The 17,675-nt window shown below is 73.4% G+C and carries 14 protein-coding genes; 10 read left to right on the top strand and 4 right to left on the bottom strand.

What is annotated here, in order from left to right; all coding sequences use genetic code 11:
* Positions 1-70 precede the first annotated feature (70 nt).
* The 6 genes from H958_RS47355 to H958_RS0105005 all read left to right on the top strand — a co-directional run bounded on the left by H958_RS47355 (position 71) and on the right by H958_RS0105005 (position 8,410).
* Positions 71-2,224 carry a PKD domain-containing protein gene (locus H958_RS47355; RefSeq protein WP_028057859.1) on the top strand — a complete coding sequence of 718 codons (2,154 nt, stop codon included), beginning with the start codon at positions 71-73 and terminating at the stop codon, positions 2,222-2,224.
* Positions 2,221-4,992: a PKD domain-containing protein gene (locus H958_RS0105025; protein ID WP_028057858.1), complete on the top strand. Its 2,772-nt coding sequence runs from the start codon at positions 2,221-2,223 to the stop codon at positions 4,990-4,992. Before H958_RS47355 ends, H958_RS0105025 begins: the two co-directional genes overlap by 4 nt.
* 113 nt (positions 4,993-5,105) lie before the next feature.
* The gene (locus H958_RS0105020; protein WP_028057857.1) at positions 5,106-6,107 is read left to right on the top strand and encodes a DUF4232 domain-containing protein; all 1,002 of its coding nucleotides are present in this window, start codon (positions 5,106-5,108) and stop codon (positions 6,105-6,107) included.
* Positions 6,104-6,613, top strand: a complete 510-nt coding sequence (locus tag H958_RS35120) for a hypothetical protein (protein WP_037409282.1) — start codon at positions 6,104-6,106, stop codon at positions 6,611-6,613. Before H958_RS0105020 ends, H958_RS35120 begins: the two co-directional genes overlap by 4 nt.
* Positions 6,614-6,699: 86 nt before the next feature.
* On the top strand, positions 6,700-7,722 hold the full coding sequence (locus H958_RS0105010; RefSeq protein WP_196807214.1) for a DUF892 family protein: 1,023 nt from the start codon (positions 6,700-6,702) through the stop codon (positions 7,720-7,722).
* 97 nt (positions 7,723-7,819) lie between these two features.
* Positions 7,820-8,410: a chemotaxis protein CheB gene (locus tag H958_RS0105005; RefSeq protein WP_028057855.1), complete on the top strand. Its 591-nt coding sequence runs from the start codon at positions 7,820-7,822 to the stop codon at positions 8,408-8,410.
* Positions 8,411-8,417: 7 nt separating this feature from the next.
* Here H958_RS0105005 and H958_RS35115 read toward each other — a convergent pair whose 3' ends face one another.
* Positions 8,418-10,010, bottom strand: a complete 1,593-nt coding sequence (locus H958_RS35115; protein WP_051323843.1) for a PAS domain S-box protein — start codon at positions 10,008-10,010, stop codon at positions 8,418-8,420.
* Positions 10,011-10,135: 125 nt separating this feature from the next.
* Between H958_RS35115 and H958_RS0104995 the strand changes: the two genes are divergently transcribed.
* The 4 genes from H958_RS0104995 to H958_RS0104980 are packed head-to-tail and all read left to right on the top strand — an operon-like array spanning position 10,136 to position 14,194.
* Positions 10,136-10,651, top strand: a complete 516-nt coding sequence (locus H958_RS0104995) for a ferritin-like domain-containing protein (RefSeq protein WP_081685611.1) — start codon at positions 10,136-10,138, stop codon at positions 10,649-10,651.
* Positions 10,652-10,668: 17 nt separating this feature from the next.
* Entirely contained in the window at positions 10,669-11,181 is a 513-nt protein-coding gene (locus tag H958_RS0104990) for a 2Fe-2S iron-sulfur cluster-binding protein (RefSeq protein WP_028057853.1), read from the top strand.
* Entirely contained in the window at positions 11,178-12,143 is a 966-nt protein-coding gene (locus H958_RS0104985; RefSeq protein ID WP_028057852.1) for an FAD binding domain-containing protein, read from the top strand. The genes H958_RS0104990 and H958_RS0104985 overlap by 4 nt, the downstream gene beginning before the upstream one ends.
* Positions 12,140-14,194, top strand: a complete 2,055-nt coding sequence (locus H958_RS0104980; RefSeq protein ID WP_028057851.1) for a xanthine dehydrogenase family protein molybdopterin-binding subunit — start codon at positions 12,140-12,142, stop codon at positions 14,192-14,194. Before H958_RS0104985 ends, H958_RS0104980 begins: the two co-directional genes overlap by 4 nt.
* On the opposite strand, the gene H958_RS0104975 is transcribed toward H958_RS0104980, so the two are convergent.
* The 3 genes from H958_RS0104975 to H958_RS0104965 all read right to left on the bottom strand — a co-directional run bounded on the left by H958_RS0104975 (position 14,191) and on the right by H958_RS0104965 (position 17,619).
* Positions 14,191-16,023 (bottom strand): glycoside hydrolase family 2 TIM barrel-domain containing protein, encoded by a 1,833-nt coding sequence (locus tag H958_RS0104975; protein WP_028057850.1) that lies wholly within the window; start codon positions 16,021-16,023, stop codon positions 14,191-14,193. The genes H958_RS0104980 and H958_RS0104975 overlap by 4 nt on opposite strands.
* Positions 16,024-16,141: 118 nt before the next feature.
* Positions 16,142-16,459, bottom strand: coding sequence for an STAS domain-containing protein (locus H958_RS35110; protein ID WP_051323842.1), 318 nt, complete (start codon positions 16,457-16,459; stop codon positions 16,142-16,144).
* Positions 16,460-16,536: 77 nt separating this feature from the next.
* Positions 16,537-17,619 (bottom strand): aldo/keto reductase, encoded by a 1,083-nt coding sequence (locus H958_RS0104965; RefSeq protein WP_028057849.1) that lies wholly within the window; start codon positions 17,617-17,619, stop codon positions 16,537-16,539.
* Between the last annotated feature and the right edge of the window lie 56 nt (positions 17,620-17,675).

Here is a 17,675-nt window from a genome sequence, read left to right as displayed (position 1 = left end):
GCAGTTTGAGTCCAGGTCGTAGGAGGGGATGGATATGGATGAACCACGCCGGTTACGGCGTCGCTCCGCGTTGCTGCTGTTGACAGCGGCGCTCAGCACCGCGGCTGTCGCGGTCGCGCTCACGTCGACCGTCGCGTCACGCGCGTCGGCGAGCCCGAGCGCGCACGAGACGCCGGTGGTCGACGTCGACCACCTTTATCAGGAGCTGTACGGGATGTCCTCCAGCTACAGCTACCGCATCTCCGGCGCCGACGGGCCGCCGGACGATCCGTCGAACCCGTTCAACGTCGCGCCGACGGTGAACGGGTGGCAGGAGCTCTTCGCGCACTGGAAGGGCCAGCTGACGAGCACCACCGTCAACGGGCCGCTGGCGTCGTTCGCCACCGCCTCCGATCACTACTTCCGCCGCACGGGCGGCTACCGCTTCGACTCCGACGACGCCGAGGTCACGATCCCCGGCGCGACGTGCCCGGGCCAGCGCGTGCTGCTCGCCGCGCATCCCGACGAGGCGCCGGTGAACCCGGACGTCGTCGATGAGATCAACACCGGCTCGACGAACGGCGTGACGGGCTTCGGCGCGGCGCGGCGCGAGATCACCGACTCCAACCTCGGCAACGAGGGCGCCTACGACGGCCTCTCGGGCGTCGCGGTCACCGAGGCCGAGTACCAGGCGCTGCTGCGCTGGTACGACGAGAACGGCACCTACCCGAAGCGCACGCTGAAGGTCGCGCTGCTCGACGCGTCGCGCGGCAAGACGCCGGACGGGCTGTTCAGCCGTGAGGGCTCGAAGTACTACGCCGACAACCTGCTGCCCGCCGGTCCCCAGGGCCAGTACGTCCTGTTCGCGAACATGGACTCGCTCGGGCTCGACTACCCGGCGTATCACCTCGGCACCCAGTACTACTGGAACAACATCACGGGCGGCGGCGTGCCGCCGTGGTTCACCTTCATCAAGGCGACCCCGTCTGCGCCGAACTCGGCGTACCACGACGCGAGCGGCGCGATCACCGGCAACGCGGCGGCGATCTCGCAGCTGCATACGAACCTCCAGAGCGCCGTCTCCGCCGGCTTCGCCGAGCAGGGCGCCAAGTACGCGTTCTCCTCTCCGGCGGAGAACCCGCTCAAGTACAACCAGACCGGCCAGGCGCCGAACCCGTACAGCGGCTCCGCCCCGGTCCTGCCGGCCTACTCGGCGGCCGACCAGGCGAAGTTCTCGCCGGTCCGCGACGACACGGACGCGCTCGAGGACGAGCAGGCGTTCTTCGCCAAGGGCATCCCGGGATTCACCGTCTCGGGCGTCAAGAACACCAACGTCGACGAGAACCCCTACGCCGCGTCGGTCAGCGACGCCGTCAAGGCGACCCCGGTCATCGGCTACGCCGGCAACCAGACCACGTTCCAGCTCGGCGGCGGCACGCCCGTCGCGGGCATGACGACGACGGCCGCCCCGGTGGCCGCGGGCGACACGAACGTGAAGGTCGCCGCGGTGGTCAACCTCGCCGTCGGCAACGCGATCTTCATCGACCGCGGCTCCGACATCGAGTACGACCAGATCACGGCGATCGGGACCGCGGGCGCCACGGGCACCGGCGTGACGCTCGCCACCCCGCTGAAGGCCGCGCACGCGAGCGGCGTGCCGTTCAACGTCAACCAGGTCCAGCCGATCGGCTTCACCGGCGACACGATCGACCACCTGAACTACTTCGCCGGTGGGGCGCCGCACGGCCCCGACGGCGCAAGCCAGCCGACCGAGGAGCTCAAGCGGGCGCTCGAGCTGCCGGCCCAGTGGACGAGCATGCTGCTCGCCGGCGACGACTACGCCGGCTCGACGGCGAAGCCGACCACCCCGGTCGCGTACTTCGAGACCACCCCGGCCAAGCCGGCGTCGACGCTCACCGTCACCTTCGACGCGGGCTTCGCCCGTGCCGCGGACGGCAGCAGCGACGGGCTGACCTACTACTGGGACTTCGGCGACGGGACGCACGCGACCGGCAAGACCGTGTCGCACACGTTCTCCGGCCCGGTCTACGCCGACGTCAAGCTGGCGGTCGGCAAGGGCGGCTCGTGGGGCCTGTACCGGCAGGCACTGCCGGTCGACAGCCCGGCCGGACCCGCGCCGGCCACCAACCCCTGCGGCACGTTCACGCCCGGCGAGTCGGCCGCGCTGATCCAGGCCGCGCAGAACGGCGGCCCCGCCGCCAAGGCAGAGGAGGTGTCGCGATGAGGCGGCTGGTGCTGGTGCTCGCCGTCATCGCGGCGGCGATCCCGGTCGCGGTCTCGACCGCGAGCGGCGCTCCGGACGGCCATGGCGCCCCGCACGCCAAGGCGCTGCTGGCCACCGCCGAGCACCCGGTGATCGACAACGACTTCCTCTACCACGAGGAATGGTTCTCGCAGTCGCAGTTCGTGTCCCGCGTCGCCGGCGCCGACGGCTCGCCGGTCGATCCCGCCAACAGCAACAACCTGCCGCCGAACTACAACGGCGCGAACGAGTTCTACGGCTGGTGGAAGAGCGAGTCGACGAACACCGACGACTCGCACATGGGCCCGATGGGCAAGTTCCTCACGGCCAAGGACCACTTCAGCGCGTGCTGCAGCTCGAGCGGCAACCAGACGTACCCGTACCAGCTCGACAACGCGACCGTCACGATCCCCGGCCAGTCGTGTCCGGGCCAGGTCGTCCTGATCGCCGGCCACAACGACTCGACGCCGACGTCGACGAGCGTGGCCAACGGAGCGCAGACCGGCACCGCCACGCCGATGAGCGGAATCAGAGGAGGCAACTGGGGCAACGGCTCCCCATATGACGCCGACACCGGGATAACCATGGGCATGGCCGAGTTGCAAGGGCTCATGCGCTGGTACCAGTTGAACGGCACGTATCCGAAGCGCACGATCAAGACCGGCCTGTTCGACGCCGAGGAGACCGGACTGGTCGGCTCGGGCGAGTACTCGCAGACCGACACGCCGACGACGCTCGCCGTGCCGGTCCCGGCGGGCGCGACGACGATCAACGTCGCGTCCGCCAACGGCATCGGGGCCGGCTCGGACATCGTCGTCGACCAGGCCGGCAACCACGAGGTCAAGACGATCAAGACGGCCGGCACGGCCGTGCGCACGGCGACCACCCTGTCGGCGGCCGCGGCGGCCGGCGACACGAACATCAAGGTCGCCAGCGTCAGCAACATGGTCGCCGGCGAGCGGATCAGCGTCGACACCGGCGCCAACCAGGAGCTGGGCACGATCAAGACGGTCGGCACGTCCGGCGCCACCGGCACCGGCGTGACGCTCGCCGGCGCGCTGACCGGCGCGCACGCGAGCGGCGTCGCCGCGCAGGACCTCGGCAGCGGTCTGACGCTGACGAGCCCGCTCGCCAAGGCCTACCCGTCCGGCACCACCGTGACGCGCACGGCGCTCGGCCTGATCCCCGACGGTCCGCAGGGCCAGTACGTGATGGTCGCCAACATGGACCAGAACGGCATGGAGTACCCCGCCTACCACTGGGGCACCCAGCACTACCTCAACAACATCGTGGGCGGCGGCGTCGGGCCGTGGTACACGAACATCAACGCGAGCCCGCTCGCCGCGAACAACATCTACCCGGCCACGTCGGCCGCGTGGGCGCGGATCCAGGCCAACATGCCGGCGGAGGTCGCGTTCCGCGGCGCCATTGCCGACTCCGTCTCCCAGGCCTTCCAGGTCCTGGGCCAGAAGTACAACTTCAGCATGCCGCTGGAGAACCCGCTGCGGCTGGACCAGGTCGGCTCGACGCCGGTCGACCCGACGACCCAGACCGTCCCGGCATACTCGCCGGAGGACCAGCAGAAGTACTCGCCGGTCCTCGACGACGGCCTCGGCCGCACCGACCAGGTGTCGTTCATCAACCGGGGCATCCCCGGCTACGGCATCGTCGGCGCCTACGACTCGAGCAGCAGCCAGGCGGTCGGCGGCAACGAGAACCCGTATCCGGCGTCCTACACCAGCAAGCCAGGCCTGAGCGCGTTCGCGGGCCAGGACACCATCGACGACTACATCCAGCACCTGAACTACTTCGCGTCCGGCACCACGCACGGACCGGGGGGCGTCCAGACGCCGTCGGAGGGCCTCAAGCGAGCGCTCGAGCTGCCGGCGACCTGGACGGACTACCTGATCCAGCGCGACCAGTACGCGGGAGCGGTGCCGAAGGGCAACGGCAACGTCTCGTACTTCGAGACCGACCCGGCCAAGCCGACGACGACGAACACCGTCACGTTCGACGCATCGTTCAGCCGCACGCCGGACGGCTCGACGAGCGGGCTGAAGTACTTCTGGGACTTCGGCGACGGCCACACGGCCGCCACCGCCAACCAGAAGGTGACCCACACGTACGCGAGCACGGCGCCGCACTACTACGACGTCAAGCTCTACACGCTCGACGGCGGCGGCCACGAGGGCTACTACCGGCAGGCGCTGCCGGTCGAGTTCCAGCCGACGCTCTCCCCGGCGACCCCGCCGGCGAGCGAGCCGACCCCGCCGGCGACGGATCCGTGCGGGAGCCTGACGGCGACCGAGCAGTCCTCGATCGCCGGCCTGGCGAAGATCGGGTTCGGGCAGCTCGGCGGCGGCGCGTCGGAGGTCGACGGCACCTACACCAGCGGCGATGTCGGGGGCACGGTGCCCGCGACGCTGTCGCTGACGCTGGGTGCGCCGGCGTCGTTCGGCGCGTTCACGCCGGGCGTCGACAAGACCTACAGCGCGTCGACGACCGCGAACGTGATCTCGACCGCGGGTGACGCGACGCTGAGCGTGAGCGACCCCGGTCACCTCGCGAACGGGGCGTTCTCACTGCCCGACCCGCTGCAGGTGACGGTGAACCCGTCCTCGTGGTCGGCACCCGTCTCCAATGGCGGGGTCGCGATCGGGTTCAGCCAGCACATCGGCGCCGCCGATGCGCTCCGGACGGGGAGCTACTCGCGGACGCTGACGTTCACGCTGTCCACGACCACGCCATAGAGCAGGGCTTCGCCTGCCAGGCGAGCGACGGTTCGCCGTCGCTCGCCTTCGGCGACGTTACAGTGCCCCGGGCTCCGGCCCGGGGCACACGCCGGACGAGGAGGGAACAACGGATGACGAGACGGATCGTGGCGGCGGCGGCGCTGGTGCTCGCCGGATGCGGCGGCGGTGGCGGCGGTGGCCCCGCTCCGGCCGTGAAGGGCAGCCCCGAGCTGGTCCCGTTCGAGGACGCGCTGCCCGCCGCGCTGACCCGGCGCCCGCCGGCGCCGGCGCCGGCCTGCCGCGCTTCGCAGTTGAAGGTCGCCGGCAACGGCGTGCAATTCGTCCCGGGCACCCAGCAGGGCGGGATCGGAAGCGTCGTCGTGCGCAACGGCGGCACGCGGCCGTGCCGGCTCACCGGCCGGCCGGAGGTCCGCTTCGTCGGCGGCACGGCGCCTCCGCGCCAGCGCCAGCGGGCGCTCGCGCCGGACGCGCCCGCGTTCCCGAAGGTCGCGCCGCCGGCCGCGTCGCTGCTGGCGCTCCAGCCGGGCCAGTCCGCCGCGCTGACCATCGACTGGGAGAACTGGTGCCCGCAGTCGCGCGAGCGCGCGAACCTGCAGCCCCCGAAGGCCTTGCGCGTCACGCTCCCCGGGGGCCGGGGCAGCGTCGACGTGAAGTACAACGCGGTCGTCTCCTGCGACCACCAGGATCGCCCGTCGGTGATCGGCGTGCGGCCGTTCGCGCCTGAGCCGCTCGCCGAGAGCAGCGGCTTCACGACGGCGCCGATGACCGCGTCGGTGCATCCCCTGGGCGGCGGGAAGGGCGCGCTGCGCGGGCGCCGCGGGCAGGTCCTGCGGTTCGCCGTCGAGCTGCGCAACGCCTCCAGGACCGAGACCGTCTCCTTCGGCCGCTGCCCGCTGGTGGCGGAGAAGTTCGCGCCGGTGGGGGCGACGGAGGCGCATCAGCTCAACTGCGCGGCGGCCGCTCCGATCAAGCCGAAGCAGGCCCGCTGGTTCGAGATGCGGGTGCGCGTGCCGGCGAAGGCGCCGCTGGGCGCCAACGGGCTCTTCTGGCGGCTCGACCCGGAGGGCGAGTTCGCGCCCCAGGTCGTGGCGCGGGTCGTGGTGGCGCCGTGAGGCGGGCGATCGCGCTGGTCGCGCTCGCGCTCGCGGCCTGCGGCGGCGCGAAGGCGCCGGGTGAGACGCCGTCGGCGACCGCGACCGCGACCGCGACGGCGACCGCGACGCCCGCCGGGGCCGCGATCGCGCCGGCGGACCAGCCGGCGTGCACGGCCCTGTTCGCGCGGCTGCAGCGCGTCACCGTCGCGCTGAGCAGCAGCTCGGAGCTGATCGCGCAGTCCGAGAACCAAGGCGATCTGAGCGGCCGGATCGCGACCGAGCAGCAGCAGCTCCAGCGCTCCGCGCAGCTGATGGATGCGGCCGTCGTCCCCGCGCCGCTGACCGGCGCCAACCGCCGGCTGGTCGCGGCGCTGCGCACGTACGCGCGCGACTTCGGCCGCGCCAAGGCGCCCGCCAAGCGCGGCGACTTCCAGGCCGCCGTCCAGGCCATGACCGACAAGCCCACCGTCGATCGCATGCTCGCGGCCGCGAAGGCGATCGAGGACGCCTGCGGCGGCGGGTAGCGCTCGCGCGCGGTGAGGCGCCAATAACGCTCGCCGGGGCCTGCGCCCGGGTAGCCCCTATGGGCCCCCTAGCGATTGGACGGTGTATGCAAGCTTCTCAGCAGAAGGTCGTGCAGTACCTGGGCGAGGCCCGGGCCAGTGAGCAGGCGCTCATCCGCGTGCTGCAGTCGCAGATCGCGATGACGCCTCGCGGTACCTACCGGACGGCGCTCGAGCAGCATCTGCGCCAGACCCGCGATCACGCGACGCGCGTGGATGACCGCATCAGCGAGCTCGGCGGCGCCGGCAGCGCGCTCGGGACCGCCGTCGGCGCGGTCGAGAGCGTCGTCGGCCAGGTGCTCGCGGTCGGCAAGACGCCGCTGGATCTGCTGCGCGGGTCGGGCGGCGAGGAGAAGGTGCTCAAGAACGCCAAGGACGCGGCCGCCACCGAGGCGCTGGAGATCGCGACGTACACGGCGATCGAGCGTCTGGCCCAGGACGTCGGCGACACGGAGACCGCGCGGCTGGCGGTGTCGATCCGCGGCGACGAGGAGAAGATGCTCGCCCGCGTCATGCGTGAGATCCCCAAGCTGACCGACGCGGTCGCGCGCGCGGAGGTCGAGGGCAGCCCGTCCTATGACGTGACCAAGACGGGCGCCGCCGACGCCACGCGCGCGGCGGGCAGGACCGCCAAGGGCGCCGCCCGGCGGACGACGTCGCGCGCGAAGCGGACCGCGCGGCAGGCGCGCAAGGCGCCCGGCGTCGCGCAGGTCGAGGGCCGGGCGAAGGGCGCCGTGGCGTCCTCCGGCGACCTCGCGATCCCACGCTACGACGAGCTGACCGCCGACGAGGTCGCAGGCCGGCTGCGCGAGCTCTCGCAGATCGACCTGGCCAAGGTCGACGCCTATGAGCGGCGCCACGAGAACCGCGCGACGATACTCAGCCGCATCAGCACGCTGCGCGGCGATGAGCCATGGCCCGGCTACGACGAGCTCACCGTCGGGGAGATCGAGGCGGCCATCGGCGCGGGCGGCGACGATCGCGCTCAGAGGGTCCGCGCCTACGAGCGCGCCCACAAGAACCGCGCCGGCGTCCTCCAGGCCGCCGAGCGCGAGCGCGCGACCGCGTGACTCACCCGGGGCCCGGCGCCCGCCGGGCCCCGCGCCGTCCGAGGTCTACCGCCGGCCCGTACGCGCGCACGGCGACCAGGCGTGCGACGCTTGGTTCGTGTCCGGCATCCCGCGCGGCCCCATCATCGTGCTCATCTCCTCCGCGGGCGGGCTCGATGCGCTCACGCGCGTGCTCGCGTGCCTGCCGGCCGCACTTCCCGCGGCGGTGGTGGTCCTGCAGCACCACAATCCCGATCAGGTGAGCCGGCTGGCCGGGCTGCTCGAACGCGTGGCGCCGCTGCCGGTCGCCGACGCCCGCGACGGCGACCGGCTGGAGCCGGGGCGCGTGTTCGTCGCCCCGAGCGGCTTCCACACGCTGATCGGGCGCGACCGCACGCTCGCGCTCGTCCGCTCCGGCCCGCGGCCTCCGCTGCGGCCGTCGGGAGACCTGCTGCTGACGTCGCTCGCGATCTCGGTGGGCACGGACGCGATCGCGGTGGTGCTCACCGGGTTCGGCAGCGACGGCGCCGCCGGCGTCACCGCGGTCAAGCGCTTCGGCGGCACGTTGATTGCGTCGGATCGGGCCAGCTCGCGCGAGTTCGGGATGCCCGAGGCGGCGATCGACACCGGCGACGTCGACCATGTGCTGCCGCTGGACGAGATCGGTCCCGCCCTGATGCGGCTGGTGTCGCCGGCGCCGCACCGGTGATCGCGGCTCAGCCGTCGATCGGGATCCGCGCGACCAGCGAGGTGCCGGCGCCGGGGGCGCTCGCGATCTCGATCGTCCCGTTGAGCGCCTCGACGCGATCCCGCAGGCCGGTGAGCCCGGAGCCGAGGCCGGGATCGGCGCCGCCCGCGCCGTCGTCGCGGACCTCGAGCCGCAGCACGCCGTCCTCGACCGCGGCCTTCACCTCGGCTTGCCGCGCACCCGCGTGCTTGACGGCGTTCGTCAGCGCCTCGCTGATGACGAAGTAGGCGGTCGCCTCGACCGCCGGCGGGAACCGCTCCGGGGTCACCTCCGCGGTGACCGGGAGCGAGTTGCGCGACACGAGCGCGTCGACGCCGGAGCGCAGGCCCCCGCTGGTGAGGACGCCGGGGAGGATCCCGTGCACAAGCTTGCGCAGCTCGGCGTTCGCGTCGCTCGCCTGGTCGAGCGCCTCGCGCAACAGCGGCTCCAACGTGGCGTTGCCCGGCCCGAGCTCGCGCAGCGCGAGCTTGAGCGTGATCACGGCGTTCACGAGGCGCTGCTGCGCGCCGTCGTGCAGGTCGCGCACGATCCGGCGCCGCTCGTCGGTGGCGGCGGCGACGACGCGGTTGCGCGAGGCGGCGAGCTGGGCGCGGCTGTCGGCGTTGGCGATCGCGGTGGCGACGAGCTCGGTGAACCCCGCGATGCGCTGCTCGGTGTCGGGCGGGATCGGCTGCGGCTGCGCCGTCGCGGCGATCACCACGCCCCAGAGCCGGTCCTCGACGACGATCGGGCTGCCGACCCCGGACCGCAGGCCGAGGCGGCGGACGTACGCGATGGGGCCGCCGGTGGTCCGCGTGGCATCGTCGATGCGCGCCGCCCTGCCGGTCCGCAGCACGATCGTCGGGATGTTGTGTCCGCCCGGCGGGGACCGCGTGCCGACCTCGAGCCGTTCGGGCAGCTTGCTCCACGTCGCCACCGCGACCGCGGTGCCGTCGGGCTCGTAGCGGAAGATGTGGACGGCGTCCGTCGGGGCGATCACGGCGATCTCCTCCGCGACCGCCGAGAAGATCTCGGCCGCCGCCACGCCGCTCGCGACCAGCGTCGCCACGCGCCGCAGCGCCGCCTGCTCGTCGACGCGCACGCGCAGCTCGGCGCCGCGCGCCTCGGCGGTCCGCCGGGCCTCGAGCAGCTCGGCGTCGACGCGCCGGCGATCGCTCACGTCGCGCGCGATGCCGTAGATCACGTTCTGCTGCGGCACGGCCCGGGCGCTCCATTGGAGCCAGCGCTCGGAGCCGTCGGCGCAGATGAAGCGGCTCTCGAACTGGACGACGTCGCGCCCGTCCGCCAGCTCGGTGAACATCTCCCGGGCCGCCTCCAGGTCGTCCGGGTGGACGAGCTCCTCGTACGGCCGCGACAGCAACTCCTCGTTCGAGTAGCCGAGCGTCCGCTCGAACGCCGGGTTGACGCGCTTGCAGTAGCCGTCGAACCCGACGACGACGAGCGGGTCGAGCGAGAGCTCGAAGATGCGCTCGAGTTCGTGCTGCGCCCGCCGGCGCATGGCGAGCGCGCGCGCCACCAGGACGACCACGCCCGCCGCCGCGAACGGCGCGATGCGGGGCAATGCTGGGGATCGAGGTCGCGAACCCACCTCTCGCTCCATCGTTGGACTACTGCCCGTACCGCTCTGGATTCTGACCGCTCGGATCGCGCGCAAGCACGACCCGCGGTTCGGGTAGGCCTGGGACCATGGCCACCCAGACCCGCAACAGCTCCCAGGGCATCCTCTCCGACGATCGCAGCCGGCAGCGCGAGGAGATCGTCGCGATGCTCACCAGGGCGTACTGGATGGAGCTCGAGACCGTCATCAACTACGTCACGAACTCGACCAATCCGGACGGCGTGCGCGCGCAGGAGATCATCGAGTCGCTCCAGGAGGACATCCAGGAGGAGCTCGGGCACGCGCAGCAGTTCGCGACCCGGATCAAGGAGCTCTACGGCGTCGTCCCGTCCTCGGTCGACTTCACGCCCGAGCAGGTCTACCTGGCGCCGCCCGAGCACCAGACCGACATCGTGCATGTGATCAAGGGCGTGATCGAGGCCGAGACCGGCGCGATCGAGCACTACAACCGGATCATCCAGTACACCGAGGGCGTCGACCCGGTCACGAACGACATGGTGATCGCCATCCTCCGCGACGAGGAGGGCCACCGGCGGCTGTTCGAGGGCTTCCTGCGCGAGTACGAGGCCGAAGGGCGCGCCTGATCCGCAGGCCCGAGCATATGCCCGGCGAGCACCCTGAGCCGTCGCAGCGGGCCGTCGTCGGCCTGCGGGTGAACGGCGAAGACCACCGCATCGACGTCGACACGCGCGCCTCGCTGCTGGACGTGCTGCGCGAGCAGCTCGGCCTGACGGGCGCCAAGAAGGGCTGCGACCACGGCCAGTGCGGCGCCTGCACGGTGCTGCTTGACGGGCGCCGGGCCAACGCGTGCCTGGCGTTCGCGGTCGCGCATGACGGCGCGGAGGTGAGGACGATCGAAGGGCTCGCGGGCGAGGACCTGCATCCCGTCCAGGCCGCGTTCGTCGAGCACGACGGGTTCCAGTGCGGGTACTGCACGCCCGGGCAGATCTGCTCGGCGGTCGGGATGCTCGACGAGCTGGCCCGCGGCTGGCCCAGCTTCGCCGGCGGCGACGAGCTCGGGGCGGACGAGGTTCGCGAGCGCATGAGCGGCAACATCTGCCGCTGCGGCGCCTACCCCGGCATCGTCGCGGCGATCCTGGAGGCCGGGCGATGAGGCCGTTCACGTACGAGCGGGCGAGGGACGCCGCGGGCGCGGTCGCCGCGATCGACGGCGAGACGATGTTCCTCGGCGGCGGCACCAACCTCGTCGACCTCATGCGCCTCGGCGTCGCGCGCCCGCGCCACCTCGTCGACGTCACGCGGCTCCCGTACGCGGCCGTCGAGGAGACTCCCGACGGCCTGCGGATCGGCGCGACCGCGCGCAACAGCGACGTGGCGGCCCACTCGCTCGTGCGCGAGCGCTATCCCGTGCTCTCGCAGGCGCTGCTGTCGGGCGCGTCGGGCCAGCTGCGCAACCTCGCGACGATCGGCGGCAACCTGCTTCAGCGCACGCGCTGCCCGTACTTCCAGGACGTCACGAAGCCGTGCAACAAGCGCCGGCCGGGGTCGGGCTGCCCGGCACGCGAAGGCGCGCACCGCAACCTCGCCATCCTCGGCCACTCCGATGCGTGCGTCGCCACGCACCCGTCGGACATGGCGGTGGCGCTCGCCGCGCTCGGCGCCCAGGTGCACGTGCACGGGCGCGACGGGGAGCGGACGATCCCGATCCCGGGGCTGCACCGCCTCCCCGGCGACCGTCCCGACCGCGACACGGTGCTCGAGCCGGGCGAGCTGATCACGGCGGTCACGCTCGGGCCCGTGGCGGGCCGCGGGGCGTATCGCAAGGTGCGCGAGCGGGCGTCGTTCGCATTCGCGCTCGTTTCGGTGGCGGCGGTGCTCGACGTCGGCGACGGGACGGTGCGCGACTGCCGGATCGCGCTGGGCGGGGTCGCCCACGTGCCGTGGCGGGCGGAGCGGGCGGAGGCGGTACTGCGCGGCGCGCCCGCGACCGAGACCGCGTTCCGCGAGGCCGCCGGCGCGGAGCTGAGCGCGGCCGAGCCGCTGCGCGACAACGCCTTCAAGGTTCCGCTCGCGCGCAACGCGATCGTGCGGACGCTGCTGGAGCTGGCGGCATGACCGTCACCCCCGCGCCCGCGCTCGGCGCGCCGCTCGAGCGCGTCGAGAGCCGCGAGAAGGTGGCGGGCGAGGCGCGCTACGCCTACGAGTACGGCGGCGACGACCTCGCCTACGCGTGGATCGTCGGCGCGACGGTCGCGCGCGGCAGCGTCCGCGCCGTCCATGCCCCGTCCTCGCCCGGCCTGATCGCGGTGCTCAGCCACTCCAACGCGCCCGTCCTGCGGCCCGGCGGCGACCCCGAGCTGCTGGTCCTGCAGTCCCCCGCCGTGGCCTACCGGGGCCAGGTCGTCGCGCTGGTCGTCGCCGAAAGCCTCGAGGAGGCGCGCGAGGCGGCCCGGCTGGTGCGGGTGGAGTACGACGCCGAACCCCACGACGTGCTGCTGCGGCCCGACCACCCGAAGCTCTACAAGCCCGACAAGGTCAACCCGGCCTACCCGACCGACACCGAGCACGGCGACTTCGACGCGGCGTTCGCGGCGGCGGACGTGCGCGTCGACGCGACCTACGAGACGCCGGCGCTGCACAACAACCCGATCGAGCCGCACGCCACGACCGCGATGTGGGACGGCGGCGGCGTCACGCTCTACGACGCGACGCAGGGCGCCGCCGCGGCGCGCGGGCCGCTCGCGGACGTGCTCGGGCTGGAGCCGGAGCAGGTGCGCGTGATCGCTCCCCACGTCGGCGGCGGCTTCGGCTCCAAGGGCACGCCGCGGCCGAACGCCGTGCTCGCCGCGCTTGCGGCCAAGGCCACCGGCCGGCCGGTGAAGCTCGCCGTGACCCGCCAGCAGATGTTCAAGCTGACCGGCTATCGCACCCCGACGATCCAGCGACTGCGGCTCGGCGCGAGTGCCGACGGGCGCCTGAAGGCGATCGCGCACGAGGTCGCCGAGCAGTCCTCGACGCTGCGCGAGTTCGCCGAGCAGACCGCCGTCGCCACGCGGATGATGTACGCGGGCGCCAACCGCCGCACCGCGCACCGGCTCGTCCGCCTCGACGTCCCGACGCCCTCGTGGATGCGTGCGCCCGGCGAATGCCCCGGCATGTTCGCGCTCGAGTCGGCGATCGACGAACTCGCCGCCGCCTGCGGGATCGATCCGGTCGAGCTGCGCATCCGCAACGAGCCGGAGCGCGCGCCGGAGGAGGACGTGCCGTTCAGCTCGCGCCACCTCGTCGCATGCCTGCGCGAGGGCGCGGCGCGCTTCGGCTGGGCCTCGCGCGCGCGACGGCGGCGGGGGCCGTACCTGTACGGCAGCGGCGTCGCGGCGTCCACCTACCCGGCGATGCGCCGTCCCGCGCGGGCGACGGCGCGCGAGCTGGGCGACGGCCGCTACGAGGTGCGGGTCGCCGCCGCTGACATCGGCACGGGGGCGCGCACGGTGCTGACGCAGATCGCCGCCGATGCGCTCGGCGTCGACGCGGGCGCGGTGACGATGCAGATCGGCGACAGCGCATTCGGGCCGGCGCCGGTCGCCGGCGGCTCAGCCGGCACCGCGTCATGGGGTTCGGCCGTCGCCGGCGCGTGCCGCGTCCTGCGTGAGCAGCGCGGCGGCGAGGCGGTGCACGACACGGCCGCCGAGATCGAGGCGGAGGAGAAGTACGCCCGCCACGCGTTCGGCGCGCAGTTCGTCGAGGCGCGCGTCGACACCTACACCGGCGAGGTCCGGGTGGAGCGCATGCTCGGCGCGTTCGCCGCCGGGCACATCCTCAACCCGCGCACCGCCCACTCGCAGTTCGTCGGCGCGATGACGATGGGCGTCGGCATGGCGCTGTTCGAGGAGAGCGTGCTCGACCTCGAGTTCGGCGACTATCTCAACCACGACCTCTCGCAGTACCACGTGCCGGTGCACGCCGACATCCGCGACGTCGACGCCGTCTGGCTCGAGGAGGAGGACCCGCACCTGAACCCCATGGGTTCCAAGGGGATCGGCGAGATCGGCATTGTAGGCGCGGCCGCCGCGGTCGCCAACGCGGTGCACGACGCGACCGGGATCCGATTCCGCTCGCTGCCGCTGCGGCCCGATCGCGTGCTCGACGCGCTCGAGCGCGCTTAGCGCGCGAACAGCCGGCTGACCGTCGCGACGGCGGGCTTCGGGCGCCCGCCGTACGTGTACAGCCCCTTCGCATTGATGCCGCGCCGCAGCCGGATCCCCGGCGCGTGCCCGCGCACGGAGCCGCCGAGGAAGTTCGGCCGCAGCGCGAAGTCCTGCAGCGTCCAGGCGAGCATCCCGCTCAGGTGGGGATCGGCCTGGTAGGCGCGGATGTGGCGCGCGAGCAGGCGGGCCTGGAAGCGCAGGCCGCCCGGTGCGTCGGGCGGGTTGCCGGCGTTGCTCTCGGCGCCGAACTCGGTGACGACGAGCACCTTGCCGGCGAACAGCGCCTGCAGGCGAGCGGTCCAGCCGCGGATGCGGGCGTCGATCGTCCCTGCCGGCGCCCAGACGTCGTCGTACCAGCCCTCGTAGTTCGTGGCGCCGACCGCGTCGACGGCGCGGTAGATGCTCCCCGCGCGCGCCGGCAGGTGGGTGCCCCAGACGTCGATCGCGACCGGGCGGCCCGGGTCCAGCCGCCGCGCCAGCCGCGCCGCGCGCCGGACGTAGGCCCGCTGCCCGTGCGGGTCGCCGTTGGACGCGACCTCGTTGATCAGGTTCCACGTCAGCACGCTGGGATGCGCGCGGGCGCCGAGGATGTCCAGCCGCGCGCGCCGGATCGCCAGCGCCTGCGCCGCCTTGCTGCGCGCGGCCCAGCGGCCGGGGACGTCGAACGGCCCGACGCCCTGCCAGACGAGGATGCCGGCGCGGTCGAGCCGCTCGAGCAGCGGCTGGCTGAGCCCGTGCTGCGCGCGCGTCGCGTTCGCGCCGATCGCCTTCAGGCGGGCGACGATCGCGTCCATCTCCGTGGGGGTGAGCGCGTCGCCGCGGCCGCGCGCGTCCTCCTGCAGCGCGGCGCCGCGCAGCCGCAGCCGGCGGCCGTTGAGGAGCAGCCGGCCACCTGTCCAGCGCAGCTCGCGCAGGCCCACGCGCGCGCGGTATCCCGTCTCGCCTCCGACCGCGAGCCGGAGCGCCGTCAAGGCGGGATGGCCGGGCGCCCAGAGCTGCGGGCGCGGGATCCGGACGGTGGTCTGAACCCATGCCGCGCGCCCCGCTCGGAGGCGCACGGGCGCGAACGCGAACGGCCGCGTGCCGAGCGTCCCGGTGACGCGGACCGTGCGCGGGCGGCCGCGGTTGCGGACGCGCACGGTGACCGCGACGTCGGCCGCGCCACCGCGCAGCCGCGTGACGATGCCCGGGGCGTCGAGCTCGCTCGGCCCGAGCCGGCGGATCGTGACCTCCCGGTTGATCCCGCCGAAGTTGAACCAGCTGCGGAACCAGCCGTCGGCGCGCATGCGCTCGGGCGAGCGCCAGTCCACCCGCAGCACCAGGCGGTGCCGGCCGGGCGACAGCCGCCGGCGCACCTCGAACGGCAGGTAGGCGCCGGTGTGCCCGCCCGCGGGGCGCCCGTCGATCCAGATCCGGGCGCGGTGGTTGACGGACTCGAAGCGCAGCGCATAGTCGCCGCCGCCGACCGCGATCGTCCGGCGGAACCACGCGACCGAGCCGCGGTAGCTCGCCAGCGTGGCGATCCGGCCGGAGTTCGGCGAGTAGGGGACGTCGATCGCGCGGCCGCCGAAGCGCCCGGCCGAGTAGCCGCGCGCGATGCCGCGGTCGTGGGGATCCGGCCGGACCGTCCAGCCGCGGTCCAGCGACTGCCGTCCCGCCGGGCCGCCCCAGCCCACCGGCGCGGCGCCCGGCGCGCTCGCCGAAGCGCCGGCGCAACCGGCGGCGAGGAGTCCGAGGAGCGCCGCCGCCACCGCGCGGCGCAGGCTGTCGCGCGCCGCGATTCGCATGGCCGGCTCCCAAGCTAGCGGCGTCGCCGCCGTGCGGGCCACTGCCCATGTTCGCCTCGCTCTTGCCGATCGACGAGCTGATCGGCGGCGACGGCCGATCGCCGGCGAGGCGGACTGATCAGCCGCCCAGCGCGCTGCGGGTGCCCGTCAGCGCGAGGATGCGCCGGACGGCCTCCGACGGGCGGGCGAGCGTGAACTCGATCCCGAGCTGCGTGGCCCGCTCGCGGATCGCCAGCAGCGCGCTGAGCCCCGTCGAGTCGACGAACTCGATCCCGCCCACGTCGAGCACGAGCGCGTCGATGCCCGGGAGCGCGATGAGCCGGTCGATCTCGGGCTCGAGCCTGAACGCCGCCGCCATGTCGAGGTCCCCGGCGATCACCACGTCGACCGCGCCTTCCCGGACGCCGGACGTGAGGCTGAAATCGCGACCGCCCACATGGGTGGGGATTCCCGGTGCGCCGGCGCGTCACTCGTGGCCGTCACCGCCCTTACGGGGAGCCGCACCATCCTGCCTCAATAGCGCACGGCGCTCTCGCTCATCCACGGCACCGCCTGCGTCGCCTGCCCGTCGACCGTCAGGCCGGCGAACTGGAGCATCGGCGCCAGCACGCGGTTGTTCTCGGCCGGGAAGTTCAGCGCGGGCGTGGAGACCTCGTCGAGCGCGGCGATCTGGGCCTCGCTGAGCGCGACGTCGATCGCGTCGAGGTTCGTGCGCAGCTGGTCGAGCCGCCGGGCGCCGATCAGCGTCGCGGCCACGCCGGGCCGGCTCTGCACCCACGCGAGCGCCACCGCGGCGGGACTCGCGCCGGCCTCCGCGGCCACCGCGTCGAGCCGGTCGATCACGCCGTGGTCGCGTTCCGAGGGCTCTCCGACGACCGCGTTGCGGCGCGCGTCGACGGCGTCCGTGCGGGCGCGCGAGTACTTGCCGGAGAGGAAGCCGCTCTTGAGCGGGCCCCACGGCATCACGCCCAGGCCGAGCTCCTGCGCCATCGGGATCAGCTCGCCCTCGGCCGTGCGCTCGAGCAGCGAGTACTCGAGCTGGAGCGCGATGATCGGGGCCAGCCCGCGGAAGTGGGCGATCGTCTGCGCCTCGGCCGCCTTCCACGCGGGGATGTCGGAGAAGCCGACGTAGCGGACCTTGCCGGCGCGCACGAGGTCGTCGAGCGCGCGCAGCGTCTCCTCCACCGGCGTGCGGCGGTCCCAGTTGTGCAGCCAGTAGATGTCGACGTAGTCGGTCCGCAGCCGCCGCAGCGATTGCTCGCACTGCTGCACGATCGCCTTGCGGCCCGCGCCGCCGCCGTTGGGGTCGCCGGGATACAGGTTGCAGAAGAACTTGGTCCCGATCACGACGCCGTCGCGCCGCGCCGAGCGCCCGGCGAAGTAGTCGCCGACGATCGCCTCGGCGTGGCCGTTGGTGTAGACGTTGGCCGTGTCGATGAAGTTGCCTCCGCGGTCGAGGTACTCGTCGAGCATGGCCTCGGACTCGGCGACGCTCGCGCCCCAGCCGTGGTCTTCGCCGAACGTCATCGTGCCAAGGCAGAACGGGCTGACCCGCAGGCCTGAGCGGCCGAGGGTGATGTAGGAGTCGAGTGGCATGACTCAAGGAGACCACCGGCGGCGTCCGGAGCGGTAGATCGATCCTGCCGCGTCCT

This window comes from Candidatus Solirubrobacter pratensis (assembly GCF_000425945.1).
Taxonomy (GTDB): Bacteria; Actinomycetota; Thermoleophilia; order Solirubrobacterales; family Solirubrobacteraceae; genus Solirubrobacter; species Solirubrobacter pratensis.
The sequence above is the reverse complement of the archived record's forward strand: the minus strand, read 5'-3'. Positions and strand labels throughout refer to the sequence as shown.